We start from the raw sequence: 17,507 nt of genomic DNA, 5'->3' as shown, positions 1-17,507 counted from the left end.
CGCCATGCTCACCACCCACCCCCCCCCCCCCTCCCCCTCCCCCCTCCCCCCCCCCTCCCTCCCCCCCCCCCCCCCCCCCCCCCCCCCCCCCCCCCCCCCCCCCCCCCCCCCCCCCCCCCCCCCCCCCCCCCCCCCCCCCGGGCCTCGGGGGGTCAGAGGGTGCTGGGGCTGCGGTCGACGCACAGGGCCCAGATCACGAACACGCCGATCGCGATCGCGATCAGGGACCAGAACGGCTGGTAGGGCAGCCACAGGAAGTGGAAGATGATCATCACTCCGGTAAGGGCGATGCCGACGGCCCGGCCCCACTGCTGGCCCTTGAGGATCGCGATGCCGACGAGCAGGAGCAGGATGCCGAGGATCAGGTGGATCCATCCCCAGGAGGTCAGGTCGAACCTGAAGGTGTAGTTGCGGACCCGCCAGATGACGTCGTCCTTCGCGAGCGCGGTGATGCCCTCGAAGATCGCGGAGACACCGGCGATCATCATCAGGACGGCGGCGAACATCGTGCCGCCCGCCGCCCAGGGGGACGGCTGTCCCGGTGGGGTCGGAGGGGCGTTCGGCGTGCCGGGGGCTGCGGGGTTGGGAGTGGTCGTCATCGCGCCACCACCCTCTCTCTGGGGTCGGCCGGGCCCGTTCAGCCTCGGCCGGGCACACTCAGCCTCGGCCGGTTCCGCCGTCCCGGCGACTTCCGAGGGCCGTTCGGGTGAATCCGCCCCGGAACACGCCTGCGCCCGCCTCCCCCGTGTCGGGGGAGGCGGGCGCAGGGCCGAGAAGGGCCGGGGGCCGCAGGGCCTATGCCCAGAGCTGGCCCTGGAGGACCTCGATGGCCTCTTCCGTCGTCTTCGCCGTGTAGACGCCGGTCGACAGGTACTTCCAGCCCCCGTCGGCCACGACGAAGACGATGTCCGCGCTCTCCCCCGCGGCCACCGCCTTGCGGCCGACGCCGATCGCCGCGTGCAGGGCCGCCCCGGTGGAGACGCCCGCGAAGATGCCCTCCTGCTGGAGCAGCTCGCGCGTCCGCGTCACCGCGTCCGACGAGCCGACCGAGAAGCGCGTGGTGAGCACGGAGGCGTCGTACAGCTCGGGAACGAAGCCCTCGTCGAGGTTGCGCAGGCCGTAGACGAGGTCGTCGTACCTCGGCTCGGCCGCGACGATCTTGACTCCGGGCACGTGCTCGCGCAGGTAGCGGCCCACGCCCATCAGCGTGCCGGTGGTGCCGAGGCCGGCCACGAAGTGGGTGATCGACGGCAGGTCCCGCAGGATCTCCGGGCCGGTCGTCGCGTAGTGGGCGCCCGCGTTGGCGGGGTTGCCGTACTGGTAGAGCATCACCCAGTCCGGGTGCTCCGCCGCCAGCTCCTTGGCCACCCGCACGGCGGTGTTGGAGCCGCCCGCCGCCGGCGACGAGATGATCTCGGCTCCCCACATCGCCAGCAGGTCGCGCCGCTCCTGCGAGGTGTTCTCCGGCATCACGCACACGATCCGGTAGCCCTTGAGCTTCGCCGCCATCGCCAGGGAGATGCCGGTGTTGCCGGAGGTGGGCTCCAGGATGGTGCAGCCGGGGAACAGGCGGCCGTCCTTCTCCGCCTGCTCGACCATGTGGAGCGCGGGGCGGTCCTTGATCGAGCCGGTCGGGTTGCGGTCCTCCAGCTTCGCCCAGATGCGGACGTCGTCCGAGGGGGAGAGCCGGGGCAGCCGGACGAGCGGCGTGTTGCCGACCGCGGCCAGCGGGGAGTCGTAGCGCATTACTTCGAGCCGCCGGCCACGGCCGGGAGGATGGTGACGCTGTCGCCGTCCTTGAGCTCGGTGGAGATGCCGTCGAGGAAGCGGACGTCCTCGTCGTTGAGGTAGACGTTCACGAAGCGGCGCAGCGTCCCGCCGTCGACGATGCGCTCCTCGATGCCCTTGTGACGGGTCTCCAGGTCGGCGAAGAGGTCGGCGAGCGTCGCGCCCTCACCGGAGACGGCCTTCTCGCCTTCGGTGTACGTGCGCAGGATGGTGGGGATGCGGACCTCGATGGCCATGGCAGGCTCCAGTGTGGTGAAGAAGGGCTGAGGGAAGTCAGGCGTGGCGGGGCGCGGTACTCGCGGCTCGCAGCCCCCTCGCGAGGGGGCCGTGGGGTTCAGGCAGCCGGACAGATGGCACTGGCGAGGCGGCACAGGTCGACGTGCAGCCGCGCCACGAGCAGCGGGCTGCCGGGCGTCTCGATGCTCACGTCGGGGGAAACCATGCGGTCATGTTAACGATTCCCGGTCCCCCGTTTGGAGTGTGATCCCGCATCGTGGACTCCTCCGGCTCACATACTGGTCAGTAGGCCTCTACGACCTGCACTTCCTCCTCCGTGATCACGCCTTCTACGATCCGGTAGGAGCGGAACTGGAACTCCCCGAGGCCGTCCTTGTCGGCCGTGGAGACCAGCACGTAGTGCGCGGCGGGCTCGTTCGCGTACGTGACGTCCGTACGGGAGGGGTAGGCCTCGGTCGCGGTGTGCGAGTGGTAGACGATCACCGGCTCCTCGTCCCGGTCGTCCAGTTCGCGGTAGAGCTTCAGCAGGTCCTTCGAGTCGAACTCGTAGAACGTGGGCGAGCGGGCCGCGTTCAGCATCGGGATGAACCGCTCCGGGCGGTCGGTGCCCGCCGGGCCGGCGACGACGCCGCACGCCTCGTCGGGGTGGTCCTGGCGGGCGTGCTCGACGATCCGGTCGTACAGGGCCTGGGTGAGGGTCAGCATGAGCGACAGGATAAGCAAACGGGCCCTCTCGTACCGAGGAGCGGTACGAGAGGGCCCGAATGCTGGACACGAGGTCCGTGGGAGCGCGGTTCCCGGCCGTGGCAGGCGGCCGGGACTCACGTTTCGCGAGGCCTGGATCAGGCCTTGGTGAACGCCTCGCCCCGCGGGTCGCGGGACTTCATCACCAGGTAGGAGACGCCGAGGATCAGGCCCCACAGCGGGGCGCAGTACAGCGAGACCCGCGAGTCCTTGTCGGCGCCCATCATCACGATGACCATGCCGATGAAGAGCAGCGCGAACCAGCTCGTCCACGGTGCGCCGGGGGCGCGGAACGCGGACTGGGGCAGCTCGCCGCGGTCGGCCTTGGCGCGGTAGCGGATCTGGCAGACCAGGATCATGATCCAGGCCCACATGCCGGAGATGGTGGCGAAGGAGACGACGTAGTCGAATGCCTTGCCCGGGGCGACGTAGTTGATCCAGACGCCCACCAGCATCAGGCCGGCGGAGAAGGTGGTGCCGATGAGCGGGGTGCCGCTCTTGGTCAGCCTGGTGAAGAACTTCGGGCCCTGGCCGTTGAGCGCGAGGTCGCGCAGCATGCGGCCGGTGGAGTACATGCCCGAGTTGCAGGAGGAGAGCGCCGCGGTCAGCACCACGAAGTTGACGACGGCCGCGCCGACGCCGAGGCCCATCTTCTCGAAAGCGGCGACGAAGGGGCTGACGCCCGGCTGGAACTCGTGCCACGGGACGACCGACAGGATCATGATCAGCGCGCCGACGTAGAAGACGGCGATGCGCCACGGCACGGTGTTGATGGCCTTGGGCAGGGTCTTCTCCGGGTCCTTGGACTCGCCGGCGGTGACGCCGACCAGCTCGACCGCGAGGAAGGCGAACATCACGATCTGCAGGGTCATCAGCGTGCCGCCGATGCCCTTGGGGAAGAAGCCGCCGTCGTTCCACAGGTTCGTGACGGTCGCGGTGTCCGCGGCGTCGGAGAAGCCGATGGTCAGGATGCCGGCGCAGATCAGGATCATGCCGACGATGGCGGTGACCTTGACCATGGAGAACCAGAACTCCAGCTCACCGAAGAGCTTCACGGAGATCAGGTTGGCGCCGTAGAGGATGACGGTGAAGATCAGCGCGTACGCCCATTGCGGGAAGCTGTCATGGGTCCAGTACGACATGTACTGCGCGGCGGCCGTCACCTCGGTGATGCCGGTGACCACCCAGAAGAGCCAGTACGTCCAGCCGGTCACGTACCCCCAGAAGGGGCCCAGGAACTCGCGGGCGTAGTCCGAGAAGGAGCCCGAGACGGGGCGGTACATGAGCAGCTCGCCCAGGGCCCGCATGATGAAGAAGATGACCAGACCGGCGATGGCGTAGGCCAGGATCAGACTCGGTCCGGCCTTCGAGATCGCCTTGCCGGCGCCCAGGAAGAGGCCGGTGCCGATGGCTCCGCCGATCGCGATCATCTGGATCTGGCGGGCGCCGAGTGCGCGGTGGTAACCCTCGCCGCCCTCGGCCCCGGTCGCCTGACCGCCCTCGCCGGGCGTCTTGTCGTGCTGCTCGACCTGCACAGAGGTCATGTTTTGGTGCGCCTTTCTCCACGCCGACCCGCGCCTATGACTGGCTGCGGATCGGGTCCTCGATCCCCCCGGATACGGATGGAGTTGCACGCCGGCGGTCAGCCGGTTCAAGCGGGCCGGGGGGCATGGGTGGCGCCCCGTCGGCGGTCGTGAAGATTTATCACGGCCTTATGGGTGGGCGAGGGGTCGAAATGTGGCACAAGGCACGGGAAATTCGGGATATAGACCCGGAAACGCATCAGATCACCGCATGACGGTGATCTGATCGTTATTTGGATTTGAGGGTCCGCTGAGCGAACACCGCTGGCCCTTGAGGGTTCTCAGAGGGTCTCGATGAGGCTCTCCTGCAGGCCGCCGAGCCAGAGGTACGCCATCACCATCGGCTTGCGCGGATCGTCGTCCGGCAGCCGGAAGAGCAGGGCGCTCTCGTCGTCCTCCGTGATGTCGAGCCGGGCCGCGAGCGTGAGCCGCAGGTCGTTCAGCGCCCCGAGCCAGCGCAGCGGGAGCTCGCCGGTCAGCTCCAGCACGGCCGCCCCGTCGCCGGCCGGGGTGAGCTCGTTCAGGCTGTGCACGACGGCCAGCGCGTCCTCCCGCTTGCGGGTGCGCAGGTCGTTCTCGGTGAACCGGCGGAACTCCGCCGAACGGGCCTTCAGCTCCTGCGGGTCGTCCTTGGGGCCCGCGCCCGGGCCGCCGTAGGCGTCGGGGAAGAGCCGGGCCAGCGCCGGGTCGGACGGGGGCTCGGTGGGCCCCTCGTTCCCCTCGGCGAACAGCACGGCGAGCGGGTCGGCGTCCTCCGCCGGCTCGGGTGCGCCGGGTCCGATGAGCTCCAGAAGCTGTACGGCCAGGGAGCGCAGGATGGAGATCTCGATCTCGTCCAGCGCGACGGCGGCCCCGCCGCCCTTCAGCGTCTCGAACGTCCCCATGGAGCGGCCCATCAGTTCCGGTCCTGGGAGAGCGTCGCCCACAGGCCGTAGCCGTGCATGGCCTGCACGTCGCGCTCCATTTCCTCGCGGCTGCCGCTGGAGACGACCGCCCGCCCCTTGTGGTGGACGTCCATCATCAGTCTGGTGGCCTTGTCCTTGGTGTAGCCGAAGTACGCCTGGAACACGTACGTCACGTAGCTCATGAGGTTGACCGGGTCGTTGTGCACCAGGGTCACCCAGGGGACGTCGGGCTCGGGGACCGCGAAGGTCTCTTCGGCCGATTCGGTGCGTTCGATCTCAATGGGAGCAACACTCACTTGTCCCATGCTGCCACCGTGACGGGCCGGTCGCACAAACGGGCCCTACATCTCGTCACTTTGACGAGATGTGCGCTAGCATCCCTGACATGAACCCTGCGGACCTGGGCCTGCCGGTGGACGTGCCGTCGACAGCGCTCTTCACGGACCATTACGAGCTCACGATGCTGCAAGCGGCCCTGGCCAACGGCACCGCCGACCGCCGCTCGGTCTTCGAGGTGTTCACCCGGCGGCTGCCCGAGGGCCGGCGCTACGGGGTGGTGGCGGGAACCGGCCGCGTGCTGGACGCGGTGGAGAACTTCCGCTTCGACAGCGCCGTGCTGGAGTTCCTGCGCGAGCGGGCCGTCGTCGACATGCGCACGCTCGACTGGCTGGCCTCGTACCGCTTCTCGGGCGACATCTGGGGCTACCCGGAGGGCGAGGTCTACTTCCCGGGCTCGCCGATCCTGCGGGTCGAGGGCAGCTTCGCCGAGTGCGTGCTGCTGGAGACGGTGATCCTGTCGATCCTGAACCACGACTCGGCGATCGCCGCGGCCGCCTCCCGGATGGCCACGGCGGCGGGTGGCCGGCCGCTGGTCGAGATGGGCGCGCGGCGCACGCACGAGCTGGCGGCCGTGGCCTCGGCGCGGGCCGCGTACGTCGGCGGCTTCACCTCGACCTCCGACCTGGCGGCCGGGTTCCGGTACGGGATCCCCACCGTCGGCACCAGCGCCCACGCCTTCACCCTGGTCCACGACAGCGAGCGCGACGCCTTCACGGCGCAGGCGGCCTCGCTGGGCAGCGGGACGACCCTGCTGGTGGACACGTACGACGTGGCGGAGGCGGTCCGTACGGCCGTGGAGGTCGCCGGTACGGGGCTGGGCGCGGTCCGGATCGACTCCGGCGACCTGCTGCTGGTGGCGCACCGGGTGCGCCAGCAGCTGGACGAGCTGGGGGCGACGGGAACGAAGATCGTGGTCACCTCGGACCTGGACGAGTACGCCATCGCCTCGCTGGCGGCGGCGCCGGTGGACGCGTACGGGGTGGGCACGCAGCTGGTGACGGGCAGCGGGCACCCGACCTGCTCGATGGTCTACAAGCTGGTGGCGCGGGCGGTCTCGGCCGACCCCAAGGCCCCGCTGGCGCCGGTGGCGAAGAAGTCCTCGGGCGGCAAGACCTCGATCGGCGGCCGCAAGTGGGCGGCCCGTCGCGTGGACGCGGAGGGTGTGGCCGAGGCGGAGGTCCTCGGGACCGGGCCGGTCCCCTCGGCCCTCGCGGACAGCCAGCTCCTGGTCCAGCTGGTCAAGGCCGGCGAGGTGGTCGCCCGCGAGCCGCTGGAGGCGGCCCGCGACCGGCACGTGGCCGCCCGCGCGGGGCTCCCGCTGTCGGCGACCCAGCTCTCGCGCGGCGAGGCCGTCATCCCGACGGAGTACGCGTAGCGCCTGCCGGCCGCGGGGCGGGCTCCGCGGCCGGGGGCCGGGGCTCCGCCCCAGTTTCGGGAGGGGGCGGGGCGGGGGAAGAGCCCCCGCGGGGTCCCTCGCACCACGGTCCCCGTCGCACCACCACACCAAGCCGAAGGGCACCGGACATGCACCGCGCACTGATCGTCGTCGACGTACAGAACGACTTCTGCGAAGGCGGCAGCCTCGCGGTCGCGGGCGGGGCCGATGTCGCCGCCGCCATCACCGAGCTCATCGGGCAGGCCACCGCCGGGTACCGGCACGTCGTCGCCACCCGCGACCACCACGTCGACCCCGGGTCGCACTTCGCGCACCCGCCCGCGCAGCCGGACTACGAGACCTCCTGGCCGGTCCACTGCGTCGCCGGGACCGAGGGCGTCGGGTTCCACCCGAACTTCGCCCCGGCCGTGGCCTCGGGGGCGGTCGCCGCCGTCTTCGACAAGGGGGCGTACGAGGCCGCGTACAGCGGTTTCGAGGGGACGGACGAGAACGGGCACGGTCTGGCCGACTGGCTGCGCGAGCGCCACGTCACCGAGGTCGACGTGGTCGGCATCGCCACCGACCACTGCGTGCGGGCCACGGCCCTGGACGCCGCCCGCGCCGGCTTCACCACCCGCGTGCTGCTGGACCTGACGGCCGCCGTGGCCCCGCACACCGCCGCGCGGGCCCTGGAGGAGCTCCGCGCGGCCGGCGTGACCCTGGCGGGCGATCTGGGCCGCGGCGCCCGGCCGGGGGCCTAGACGCCTCCCAGCAGGGCCCGGATGGGGTGCCACAGCTCTTCCGCCCGGTCCGGGGCGCAGCGCCAGAGCAGGCCGTCCGGGTGGTGCAGGACGGCGGTGACCTCGTCCGGGGTCGGCGGCTGGGCATTGCCGCGCAGGTACACCGCCCGCATGCCGAGGTTCCGCAGCCTGGTCAGGGCGCGGGCCCGGTTCGCGGCGTGCACCAGCACCCGTACGTTTCCGCCCTCGCCGGACGGTCTGGGCAGCGTCAGTGCGACCACCACGCTGCCGCCTGGCAGTCTGACGAAACCTCCACCGGGCATGATCCTCAGCTCCCCCGTGTCTCCCCTGTCAATAAGAACTCGCACCACGCATCTAAACGCGATCGGCCGCCGCCCGCTAGAGGGCGACGGCCGATCATGCTTTGACCTGCGGTTTTACCGACTACTTCACAGAGGGGCCGACCTCGACCGTCATCTGGAGACCGTCGTACGGCTCCTTGACGATCTTGATCTTGGTGTTGGTGTCAGTGACCTTCACCGAACCGGTCGGGTTCTCGTCGTAGTAGTACTTGCCCTTGTGGTCGTCGAAGGCCAGGTTGGCGGCCTTCGGCTTCAGGAACAGGGACTCGCCGTTCTTGTGCAGCGTGAACGCGTCCGTCGAGTAGGCGCTGAAGGTCGCGTCGTACGGCTGGATCTTGTTCCGCAGCAGGGTGCCGTCCGACCACTTCATCGGCTTGGCGTTGGCGTCGACCGGAAGGATCAGGCCGGCGCCCGGGTGCTGGCTGGTGTTGTTGTCCTTCTGGGACTTGTCCCAGAGCCAGACGAGCAGACCGTCCTGGTACGGGTAGTGCTCGACCCAGCCCGGCTTGGTGTTGGCGAAGCCGAAGTTGTACGGGCCGACCTTGAGGGTCGAGTCGTACGAGACGTAGCGGCGGTTCTCGGCCAGGTAGTACTGGTCGTACTCCTTGGTGAAACCGGCGCCGATGCGCGAGAAGCCCTTGCCGGTCCAGCCGTTGTCGCCGTTCTCGGCGCCGTCGGCGAAGACCGTGGAGCCGTCCGCGGTGACGGTGACGGCGTCGGCCGCGAAGCCCTTGCCGCCCGCGCCGCCGTCCGTCTGGTAACGGAAGCGGAGGTCGACCTTCTTGCCCGCGTAGGCGTCGAGCGGGAAGTTCAGCGACTGCCAGGCACCGGAGACACCGGTCAGCGACGGGCTGCCGGAGGCGTCGGCCGGGATGGCCGTGCCGTTGGCAGTGCCGGCGAGGGCGGTCCAGGTGGCGCCGCCGTCCGTGGACACCTCGGTGTAGAGGTAGTCGTAGTCCGCCTCGATGTCCCACCAGCCCTTGAGCGACAGGGCCGCGGAGGACTTGCCGGTCAGGTCGAGCGACCGGGTGAGGGTGTTCTTGAGGTCGTCACCCATGTTGCTCCACCACTGCGTGGAGCCCTCGGCGGGAGCGACGATCTCGGTCGTGACCTTCTTCTTCGGCAGCTCGACGACCAGCGCCTGCTTGTCCTTGGTGTTGAAGGCCGAGACGCCCAGCTTGTGGGTGGACTTCGTCGCGGCCTTGGCCGTGTCGTAGTTCAGCCAGCCCAGCTGGAGCTTGTCCCAGGCGGTCATGTCGCCCGGGAGGTCGCCTATGGAGTCCTCGCCCTTGCCGAGCCAGGAGCCCGCCGACATCAGGGACCAGAAGCCGACCGAGTTCTCGCCGCCACCGGAGGTGTCGTAGAGGTCCGGCAGGCCGAGGTCGTGGCCGTACTCGTGCGCGAAGACGCCGAGGCCGCCGTTCTCCGGCTGCATCGTGTAGTCGCCGACCCAGATGCCGGTGCTGCCGATCTGGGTGCCGCCGGCCTTGTTGTTCTCCGGGCCGGTCTTGCCCGCGTCGGTGCCGTAGGCGTACCAGCGGTGCGCCCACAGGGCGTTGGTGCCCTGCGCACCGCCACCGGCCGACTCGTCCTCGCCCGCGTGGACGATCTGGAAGTGGTCGATGTAGCCGTCGGGCTCGTTGAAGTTGCCGTCACCGTCGAAGTCGTTGCGGTCCCACTGGTCGTACTGGGCCAGCAGGGCCTTGATCTCGGCGTCGGTCTTGCCGGCCTTCTTCTGCGCCTCCGTCCACGCGGTGACGCCGTCCTTGACGGTGTCCCACACGTTGGAGCAGTTGGACTGGAGGCAGTAGTTGGAGCCGTAACGGGCCTCGTTGTACGGGACCTTGACCCAGTCGGAGACCTGGCCGTCGACCGAGTACCGGCCGGAGGAGGTCTTCTCGTAGTAGGTCTTCAGGGAGTCCTTGCCCTCGCCGGTACCGAAGTACAGGTCCTGGAAGTACTCGCGGCTGAAGTCCTTGCGCCAGGCGGTGCTGTTGTTCGTGGCACGGTCCGGCTGCGCGATGGTGTTGTGCATCGGGCCGGGCGTGCCGCCGTACTTCTGCACCGCCGGCTTCGGGCCCGGGCCGTCCGGGTCGAACATGGTCGTGTTGTCGACCTGGTCGCCGAACTCGACGAGGATCGTGAAGATCTTGTCGGTCTTCTCGCGGCCGAGCTCGACGTACTTCTTGTCGTCGAGCTTGACGACCTTCGAGGCGCCGCGCTGCTCGACGTCCTTCTTGCCGGCCAGCACCTGCTCCAGCGCGGCCTCGCGCTGCTGCGCCTGCTGCTTGCTGAACGGGCCCTCGAGGTTGTGCTTGACCTGCTCCTTGGCGGGAGCGGTCGGGTCCTGGCGGTCTGCGGCGGGGGCACCCCACCGCTCGTCGGCCTGGGCGACGGTGAAGAAGACCCCGGACGCCGCGGTGGCGGCCAGGGTGACTCCGATGGCCGCGGCGCGCAGGGTGCGCCTTCTGGCGGAATTGCTGGTCACTTGATGTCGTTCCCCTCCCGCGGCCGCGACATAGGTCGGAACGTCTCCATAGGAGCGGGGGGTTCCGCGCGGCGCGCGTCTCAAGTGACGACATTTGACCGGAGAGTCGCAAGAAAAGACAGACCTTGACTTGTTCCTTACAACTGCACTATGCGGGCAAGGAGTTCCGCTATTCGGACGTTCCACGGCCATATGGGGCGAACGCCGCTTCCCGCCCTTGAGGATCACCGGAGAATGACCCCCGTGCGCCCCCCGTGCTCCGGCACCGTGGGTTAGGTCGTGCTTACCGGTAGTTCCGCTCGGGCATCCACCGTCTTAGAGTCACTTGACGCGCGACCTGGTTGAGCCGACTCCCCCTCCCGCCTTGAGGACGGATATCGCCATGCCGCGTCCGACTGCCGCACAGCTCGCCTACGGGTCCGCCACCGTCATCGTGTCGACGATCGCCATGCTGCTGCTCTCGCAGACGAGCACCGGGCTCGGGGTCGCGGTCATCTCCGCCGCCGCGCTCACGCTCGGGCTCCTCGTCGCGCTCACCGCACCCCTCCCGCGCCGGCGCGGCCGGCACGCGGCGGGGCGTACGGGCCGGGCCGGCGCCCCCGTCGCCCTGGACGTGGACACGGCGGCCGCCGCCCGGGTGCCCGATCCCCGGACCGCGACCGCCGAACATCCCGTCCACCACTGACCGCCCCGGGCGGACAACGCGGCGCGGGCGGCCTCCCGGAAGGGAGACCGCCCACGGCGCTCACAGTGCTGCGGGGTGACGCAGGTCCTATGTGACGCGTACCACCACGGTCTTGCCGACCTTGTCGTGCAGACCCTGCTTGTACGGCTTGTCGACGAGCATCGAGATGGCGAGCGCGATCGGCCAGAGGCAGAAGCAGCAGATCAGCGTCGGCAGCCAGAGCAGGGCGGCGCGGGAGAGCGCGGCGTTGGACTGCGGGACGCTGCCGTCGTTGAGCATCGCGACGCGCAGGCCCAGCCACTTCTTGCCGAGGGTCTGGCCGTTCTTCTTCGTGAACCACCAGTCGTAGCCGACGTACGCGGCGATCGAGATCAGCGTCATGATCAGGCCGCTGCCGCTGTAGGACTTGGTGATGACCTCGCTGACGTCCTCGCCCTTCTCGGTCTCGACCGTGTAGCGGTTCGTGCCGAAGGCGAGTTGGATGAGGAACAGCGGGACGGCGACGATCACCACGTCGACGATGCGGGCGACGAGCCGCTTGCCGAAGTCGGCGAGCGGCGGCATCCCGGCGAGCGGATCGGGCATGCCGTAGCCGCCACCACCACCGCCGTACGGGTCACCGCCGCCGCCGTACGGGGGCGGCGGGGGCGGATAGCCGCCACCCCCGGGCGGGGGCGGCGGGAACCCTCCTGCCCCGGGGGGCGGCGAGCCGTACGGCGAGCCGCCCGACGGGGGCGTCGGTTCCTGTGGCTTCTTGAGGAACGGGTCGTCCTCGGGCGGCTGGCCCGGCGGCGGCTGGTCGGTACTCATGGCCCGAGTCGAACCCGGCCCGGGGACCCCCGCAACGGGACCGCGTCCGTTCGGGGGACGGGTACCCCTGCACGGCCCTACGCCGGGCCCCAGTCGCCGCTAGGGGGTGTCTGACGGATGTCCGTGACGCCGCTCCTTCCCCACGGACACCCGCCAGACACCCCCTAGCGGGCCACGTAGGTCCGGGCGGCCTTGTCGTGCCAGGCCTGGCGGCGGGGGCGGTCCAGCAGGCACCACAGGCTGCCCGGGAGCCCGAGGAGGGCGTACACCAGCCAGCGCCGCAGGGCCGCACCGAAGCCGGGCGGGCGCAGCGTGGCGGTGGCCAGGACCCGTACGCCGAGCAGCTTCTTGCCCGGGGTGCGGCCCCAACGAGCGGTGGGCAGGGCCTCGTACAGGACTCCGAAGAGCAGTACGGCGCCGAGCACCAGCCCGAGGTGGCCGGCGATGGTGGCGTCGAGCAGCCAGACCGTGGTGATCCGCCCGCTGACCCGGGCGGCGTCCACCTTGGCCTCGATGTGTGCGGTCGCCTCGGGTACGAGGGGGCGCGCGACCGCCGCCGCGACGGCGCCGAGCACGAGGGAGTCCACGAGGCGGGCCACGGCGCGGCGCGCCAGCCCGGCGGGGCGTACGGCGCGCTCCGCCATCCGCTCGAACACGGCCCGTTCGGTACGGCGGGGGGCGGCGGGCACCGCGGCTTCCGCCGGGGCGGCCGGGGCGGCGGGGGCAGCCGGGGCAGCGGGCTCGGGGACCGCGGTCGCGGCGGGCCGCGCGGGAGCCGCGGACCGGGGGGCGGGCGCCGGCGCCGGGGCGGGGGCCGGTGCCGGGGCGGGAGCCGGCGCCGGGGCGGGCGCCGGTGCCGGGGCGGGGGCCGCGGACCGGGGGGCGGGGGCCGGGGCCGGCGTCGGGAGGGGCTGCGCCGGCGCCGGGGCGGCCGGCTGGGGCCACGAGGTGGTGAGGCCCGACCCCGCACCGGAGACCCCCGGGGCGTCGGGCCACGCCGTCGCCGGCGGCGCGGCGGAGACGGCAGCGGCCGCCGCCGCGGCCGCGCCGACCGGGGAGCGGGCCGAGAGGATGCCGACGCCCTGCTGCGCGGGGACCGGAGTACGGGCCAGCGAGATCCCCGCCGCGCGCGCCGGGGGTTCGCTGCCCCAGGACACCCGGTGGTCGCGGGGCCCGCCGAAGCCGGACTGCTGCGCGGGGTCGGCCTGCCATGCGGCCACCGGTCCGGGGCCGGGACCGGGGCCGGGGCCGGAGCCGTGTCCGTGCCCGGGTTCGGGCTCCGGCCCGGGCAGCGCCCCGGTCCCCGAGGTCTCGTCCAGGAACACCGGCCCCGTCTCGTCGGCCGCGACGGCGGGGGCGGGCGCGGGCGCAGCGGGGGCGGGGGCAGGCGCCACCGGAGCGGGGGCAGGGGCAGGGGCAGCAGCGGCGACCGGCCCGGGTACGGCGGCCGCGGGGCGGCTCGTACCCGGCACCCAGGAGGCTCCGTTCCAGTACCGGACGAACCCGGGGATGGACGGATCGGGGTAGTAGCCCTCGCGGGGCGCGTGCTCGCCGTCACCAGGGGAGGCCGTCAATGTCCCCAACTCCGATCGTGGCTTGAGGCTTGTGCAGGGGAGGACCATAGCCAAGAACCGCCCCCCGACAGGTCCGGTAACGGGAGAATCCAAGCGTTCGGGCGAACGCGGTGACGTACGGCCGTTTTCGGTCAGCCGACAGATTTCGGCCAATCTCCCGTTTGCCGCCCGAAGTCGCGTCATACCCGGGTACTTCGACGCTCTCTCCGGGCGTGGGGCGCGTTCCCGGCCCCGCACCCGTAGCGCACCGAACCGCACCGCAGCGAAGTGAGGCCGTCATGCACCACCCCGTCATCGAACGCGAGCTGGAACTGAAGCTGGTCCTGTCCCCCGAGCGCAGCATCGCCGTCCCCGCCCGGCTCCTCTACTTCACGGACGACCCGTACGCCGTCCACATCACCTTCCACACCGGCTCCAGCACCCCGGTCAACTGGACCTTCGCCCGCGAGCTGCTGGTCGAGGGCGTGTTCAGGCCGTGCGGCCACGGAGACGTCCGGGTCTGGCCCACGAAGATCGACAACAAGGCCGTCCTCTGCATGGCGCTCAGCTCCCCCGACGGCGACGCCCTGCTGGAGGCGCCCGCCGCGTCCGTGTCCGCGTGGCTGGAGCGCACCCTGCGCGTGGTGCCCCCGGGCACCGAGGCCGAGCGGCTCGGCCTCGACGCGGCGCTGGCCGAGCTGCTCGCCCCGACGCCGGCCGACGACCTGTGGATGCGCGATCCGTGGCCGTCGGACGAGTCGGCGGACGGGGAGCAGTGAGGGCCCCCGGCCCGTACGGTCAGAAGAGCTTGCCCGGGTTGAGCAGCCCCTCCGGATCGAAGGCCTGCTTGACGGCGCGCTGGATCTCCAGCCCCACCGGGCCCAGTTCGCGGGCCAGCCACTCCTTCTTCAGTACTCCGACGCCGTGTTCGCCGGTGATGGTGCCGCCCAGGGCCAGCCCGAGCGCCATGATCTCGTCGAAGGACTCGCGGGCCCGGCGGGTCTCGTCCTCGTCGGCCGGGTCGAAGCAGACCACGGGGTGGGTGTTACCGTCGCCCGCGTGCGCGCAGACCCCGATGAGCAGGTCGTGCGTACGGGCGATGGCGGCGGTCCCGTCCAGCATCTCGGCGAGCCGTGAGCGCGGTACGCACACGTCGTCGATCATCGTCGCGGGCCGCAGGGTCTCCAGTGCGGTCAGGGACATCCGGCGTGCCTGGAGCAGCAGTTCGGACTCCGCCTCGTCCTCGGCGGGCACCACCGCGGTGGCCCCGGCGGCCGTGCACAGCTCCCCCACGGCGGCCAGGTCCGCGGGGGCCTGCGGGGTGTCGAAGGCGGCGAGCAGCAGCGCCTCGGTGGTCTCCGGCAGGCCCATCTTTCCGAGCGCGTTGACGGCCCGGACGGTCGTACGGTCCATCAGTTCCAGCAGCGAGGGCGTCAGACCGGCCTCCATGACGGCGCACACGGCGGCACAGGCGGCCGCTGCCGAGGGGAACTCCGCGGCCAGCGCGAGCTGCCGGGGCGGCGCGGGCCGCAGCGCGAGGACGGCCCGGACGACGACGCCGAGGCTGCCCTCGGAGCCGACGAAGAGCCGGGTGAGGTCGTACCCGGCGACGCCCTTGGCGGTGCGCCGGCCGGTACGCAGCAGCCGCCCGTCGGCGAGGACCACGTCGAGACCGATCACGTACTCGGCGGTGACCCCGTACTTGACGCAGCACAGACCGCCGGAGGCGGTGCCGATGTTGCCGCCGATCGTGCACTGTTCCCAGCTGGACGGGTCGGGCGGGTAGTACAGGCCCCGCTCGGCGACCGCGCGCGAGAGGACGGCGTTGACGACGCCCGGTTCGACGACGGCGATCCGGTCGACGGTGTCGATCTCCAGGATCCGGTCCATCTTGACCAGGGACAGCACGATGCAGCCGTCGGAGGCGTTGGCGGCGCCCGACAGGCCGGTACGGGCGCCCTGGGGGACGACGGGGACCCGTAGGGCGTGGGCGGTGCGCAGGACGTGCTGGACCTGTTCCACCGTGCGGGGCAGGACCACGACGGCCGGGGTGCCGGAGGCGCAGAAGCTGGCCATGTCGGTGGCGTAGGAGGCAGTCACCTGGGGGTCGGTGAGGAGGGCCTCGGGCGGAAGCCCTTCGCGGAGCCGCGCCGTGAGCCGTGCGATGAGCTGTGCGGAGAGATCATCATCCATGGGGTCAGCGTGGCAGCCGGGGCCATCGGTGTGAACACGGCCGCAACGCTCTTCGGACACCTCGGCGGGCTCTTCATATTGACGCACAGTGACCCCATGGACGAGGAATCGCAGCAGTCGGCCCCGCCCGTGACCTTCACCGGCCGCAAGACGCTCGTGGCGGCCGCGGTCGCGGTGACCCTGATCGCCGGCGCCCTGCTGATCCGGCCGGCCCGCACGAACGACGACGCGCGCCCGCCCGGACCCCGCGAACGGGCCGCGGCAGCGGTCGGAATGGGTGCGCCCGCCTCCGCGGTGGACCTGTCGGCCCTGGTCGCGGACCGGGAGAAGTGGGTCGCGGGGCACGCGCAGGACGACGCGTCGTGGGCGGTGCTCGGGTCCGCTTACCTGGAGCAGGCGCGGCGGACGGCGGACCCGGGCTGGTACCCGAAGGCGGAGAGGGCGCTGAAGCGCTCGTTGGAGCTGCGCCCCGCGGAGAAGGGCAACTTCGACGCGATGACGGGCATGGGCGCGCTGGCCAACGCCCGGCGGGACTACGGGACCGGGCGCAAGTGGGGCGAGCTCGTACGGGCCCAGGCGCCACAGCGGTGGACGGCGTACCCGGTGCTCGTGGACGCGTACACCGGGCTCGGGGACTACAAGGCGGCCGAGAAGGCGATGGAACGGGTGGTGGACCTGCGGCCGGGGCTGGCGGCGTTCATCAGGGCCTCGCAGGTCTACCGGGACCGCGGCTGGCGCGAGGACGCGACGATGGCCATGGAGCACGCCGCGGGCGCCGCGAAGACTCCGGCGGAGAAGGCGTACGTGCTGTTCCGGCTCGGGGAGCTGGCCTGGGAGCGCGGCGAGGCGGCGGAGGCGCTGCGGCAGTACGAGGGTGCGCTGCGCACCGATCCGGCGCAGGCGGAGGCCCTGGGCGGCCGGGCGCGCGCGCTGGCCGCGCTGGGGCGGGGCGGCGAGGCGGTGCGGGACTACCGGATGGCTCTGGGGCGCACACCGGTGCCGCAGCTGGCGCTGGAGCTGGGAGAGCTGCTGGAGTCGCTGGGCCGGGCGGACGAGGCGAAGGTGCCGTACGACGCGCTGGGCGTGCTGGCTGCGCGGGGCAGCACGAACGGGGTGAACGAGGAGGTGGTCCTGGGCCTGTACGAGGCGGACCACAAGGACCCGGAGGCGGCCGTGCGGCGCCTGTCGGCGGAGTGGTCGCGGCACAAGAGCGCGCAGGTGGCGGACGCGCTGGGCTGGGCACTGCACAAGTCGGGGGACGACGCGGCCGCGCTGGAGTACGCGAAGAAGGCGACCGAACTCGGGCTGCGGCTGGCCGACTTCTCCTACCACCGGGCCATGATCGAGCGCGGGCTGGGCGACGAGGCGGCGGCCCGGCGGCACTTGCAGGAGACGATGCGGACGAACCCGGGCTTCTCGCCGGTGCGGTCGCGGTCGGCCAAGGAGGCCCTCGCCTCGATCGGCCAGCCGCCGCCGGGGGGCCCGGAGAACATGCAGCCGACCACTCCGTGGGTGGCGCCGGACCTCCCGATGGCCCGCCCGAAGCCCAAGCCGAAGCCCGCGGCGGCCCCGAAGCCGAAGCCGACGGGGCGCTAGGGAGCGTCGAACGCCGGCGGGGGGGGGGGGGGGGGGGGGGGGGGGGGGGGGGGGGGGGGGGGGGGGGGGGGGGGGGGGGGGGGGGGGGGGGGGGGGGGGGGGGGGGGGG

The 17,507-nt window shown here is 71.8% G+C and carries 18 protein-coding genes; 5 read left to right on the top strand and 13 right to left on the bottom strand.

The genetic code is table 11. The annotated features are described in order from the left end of the window. Positions 1-152: 152 nt before the first annotated feature. The 8 genes from ACZ7GJ_RS21760 to clpS form a co-directional block, all read right to left on the bottom strand. Positions 153-599, bottom strand: a complete 447-nt coding sequence (locus tag ACZ7GJ_RS21760; RefSeq protein WP_470753876.1) for a DUF7144 family membrane protein — start codon at positions 597-599, stop codon at positions 153-155. Positions 600-795: 196 nt separating this feature from the next. Beyond that, a complete protein-coding gene (locus ACZ7GJ_RS21755; protein WP_470753875.1) occupies positions 796-1,746 on the bottom strand; it encodes a PLP-dependent cysteine synthase family protein in 951 nt (316 codons plus the stop codon). Next, on the bottom strand, positions 1,746-2,024 hold the full coding sequence (locus tag ACZ7GJ_RS21750; RefSeq protein WP_470753873.1) for a MoaD/ThiS family protein: 279 nt from the start codon (positions 2,022-2,024) through the stop codon (positions 1,746-1,748). Before ACZ7GJ_RS21750 ends, ACZ7GJ_RS21755 begins: the two co-directional genes overlap by 1 nt. A gap of 98 nt (positions 2,025-2,122) precedes the next feature. After that, complete coding sequence (locus ACZ7GJ_RS21745) at positions 2,123-2,230, bottom strand: putative leader peptide (protein ID WP_470753871.1); 108 nt, start codon at positions 2,228-2,230, stop codon at positions 2,123-2,125. A gap of 77 nt (positions 2,231-2,307) precedes the next feature. Further along, on the bottom strand, positions 2,308-2,730 hold the full coding sequence (locus tag ACZ7GJ_RS21740; RefSeq protein WP_470753870.1) for a M67 family metallopeptidase: 423 nt from the start codon (positions 2,728-2,730) through the stop codon (positions 2,308-2,310). Positions 2,731-2,867: 137 nt separating this feature from the next. After that, complete coding sequence (locus ACZ7GJ_RS21735; RefSeq protein ID WP_470753869.1) at positions 2,868-4,313, bottom strand: amino acid permease; 1,446 nt, start codon at positions 4,311-4,313, stop codon at positions 2,868-2,870. A gap of 320 nt (positions 4,314-4,633) precedes the next feature. Next, positions 4,634-5,248: a DUF2017 domain-containing protein gene (locus tag ACZ7GJ_RS21730; RefSeq protein ID WP_365921642.1), complete on the bottom strand. Its 615-nt coding sequence runs from the start codon at positions 5,246-5,248 to the stop codon at positions 4,634-4,636. Beyond that, positions 5,248-5,562, bottom strand: a complete 315-nt coding sequence (gene clpS, locus ACZ7GJ_RS21725; RefSeq protein WP_365921640.1) for an ATP-dependent Clp protease adapter ClpS — start codon at positions 5,560-5,562, stop codon at positions 5,248-5,250. The genes ACZ7GJ_RS21730 and clpS overlap by 1 nt, the downstream gene beginning before the upstream one ends. A gap of 80 nt (positions 5,563-5,642) precedes the next feature. On the opposite strand from clpS, the gene ACZ7GJ_RS21720 reads away from it, so the two are divergent. Then, entirely contained in the window at positions 5,643-6,971 is a 1,329-nt protein-coding gene (locus ACZ7GJ_RS21720; protein ID WP_470753868.1) for a nicotinate phosphoribosyltransferase, read from the top strand. Between the two features lie 149 nt (positions 6,972-7,120). Continuing rightward, positions 7,121-7,732 carry an isochorismatase family protein gene (locus ACZ7GJ_RS21715; protein ID WP_470753866.1) on the top strand — a complete coding sequence of 204 codons (612 nt, stop codon included), beginning with the start codon at positions 7,121-7,123 and terminating at the stop codon, positions 7,730-7,732. On the opposite strand, the gene ACZ7GJ_RS21710 is transcribed toward ACZ7GJ_RS21715, so the two are convergent. Then, a complete protein-coding gene (locus ACZ7GJ_RS21710) occupies positions 7,729-8,034 on the bottom strand; it encodes a hypothetical protein (protein ID WP_365921634.1) in 306 nt (101 codons plus the stop codon). The genes ACZ7GJ_RS21715 and ACZ7GJ_RS21710 overlap by 4 nt on opposite strands. A 121-nt stretch (positions 8,035-8,155) precedes the next feature. After that, positions 8,156-10,561 (bottom strand): immune inhibitor A domain-containing protein, encoded by a 2,406-nt coding sequence (locus ACZ7GJ_RS21705; RefSeq protein ID WP_470753865.1) that lies wholly within the window; start codon positions 10,559-10,561, stop codon positions 8,156-8,158. 382 nt (positions 10,562-10,943) lie between these two features. Here ACZ7GJ_RS21705 and ACZ7GJ_RS21700 point away from each other — a divergent pair, with 382 nt between their 5' ends. Beyond that, complete coding sequence (locus ACZ7GJ_RS21700; RefSeq protein WP_470753864.1) at positions 10,944-11,246, top strand: hypothetical protein; 303 nt, start codon at positions 10,944-10,946, stop codon at positions 11,244-11,246. An 87-nt stretch (positions 11,247-11,333) separates the two neighbouring features. Here ACZ7GJ_RS21700 and ACZ7GJ_RS21695 read toward each other — a convergent pair whose 3' ends face one another. Continuing rightward, positions 11,334-12,056 (bottom strand): RDD family protein, encoded by a 723-nt coding sequence (locus ACZ7GJ_RS21695; protein ID WP_470753862.1) that lies wholly within the window; start codon positions 12,054-12,056, stop codon positions 11,334-11,336. A 164-nt stretch (positions 12,057-12,220) separates the two neighbouring features. Then, positions 12,221-13,630, bottom strand: coding sequence for an RDD family protein (locus tag ACZ7GJ_RS21690; RefSeq protein ID WP_470753860.1), 1,410 nt, complete (start codon positions 13,628-13,630; stop codon positions 12,221-12,223). A gap of 278 nt (positions 13,631-13,908) precedes the next feature. Between ACZ7GJ_RS21690 and ACZ7GJ_RS21685 the strand changes: the two genes are divergently transcribed. Continuing rightward, the gene (locus ACZ7GJ_RS21685) at positions 13,909-14,388 is read left to right on the top strand and encodes an SsgA family sporulation/cell division regulator (protein ID WP_470753859.1); all 480 of its coding nucleotides are present in this window, start codon (positions 13,909-13,911) and stop codon (positions 14,386-14,388) included. Between the two features lie 19 nt (positions 14,389-14,407). Here the strand turns inward: ACZ7GJ_RS21685 and ACZ7GJ_RS21680 are convergent, their stop codons facing one another. Further along, on the bottom strand, positions 14,408-15,802 hold the full coding sequence (locus tag ACZ7GJ_RS21680; protein WP_470753858.1) for an FAD-binding oxidoreductase: 1,395 nt from the start codon (positions 15,800-15,802) through the stop codon (positions 14,408-14,410). A 96-nt stretch (positions 15,803-15,898) separates the two neighbouring features. On the opposite strand from ACZ7GJ_RS21680, the gene ACZ7GJ_RS21675 reads away from it, so the two are divergent. Next, the gene (locus tag ACZ7GJ_RS21675) at positions 15,899-17,398 is read left to right on the top strand and encodes a tetratricopeptide repeat protein (protein WP_470753856.1); all 1,500 of its coding nucleotides are present in this window, start codon (positions 15,899-15,901) and stop codon (positions 17,396-17,398) included. Positions 17,399-17,507: the final 109 nt, after the last annotated feature.

The sequence above is a fragment of the Streptomyces sp. NPDC037242 genome (assembly GCF_055604165.1).
The sequence above is the reverse complement of the archived record's forward strand: the minus strand, read 5'-3'. Positions and strand labels throughout refer to the sequence as shown.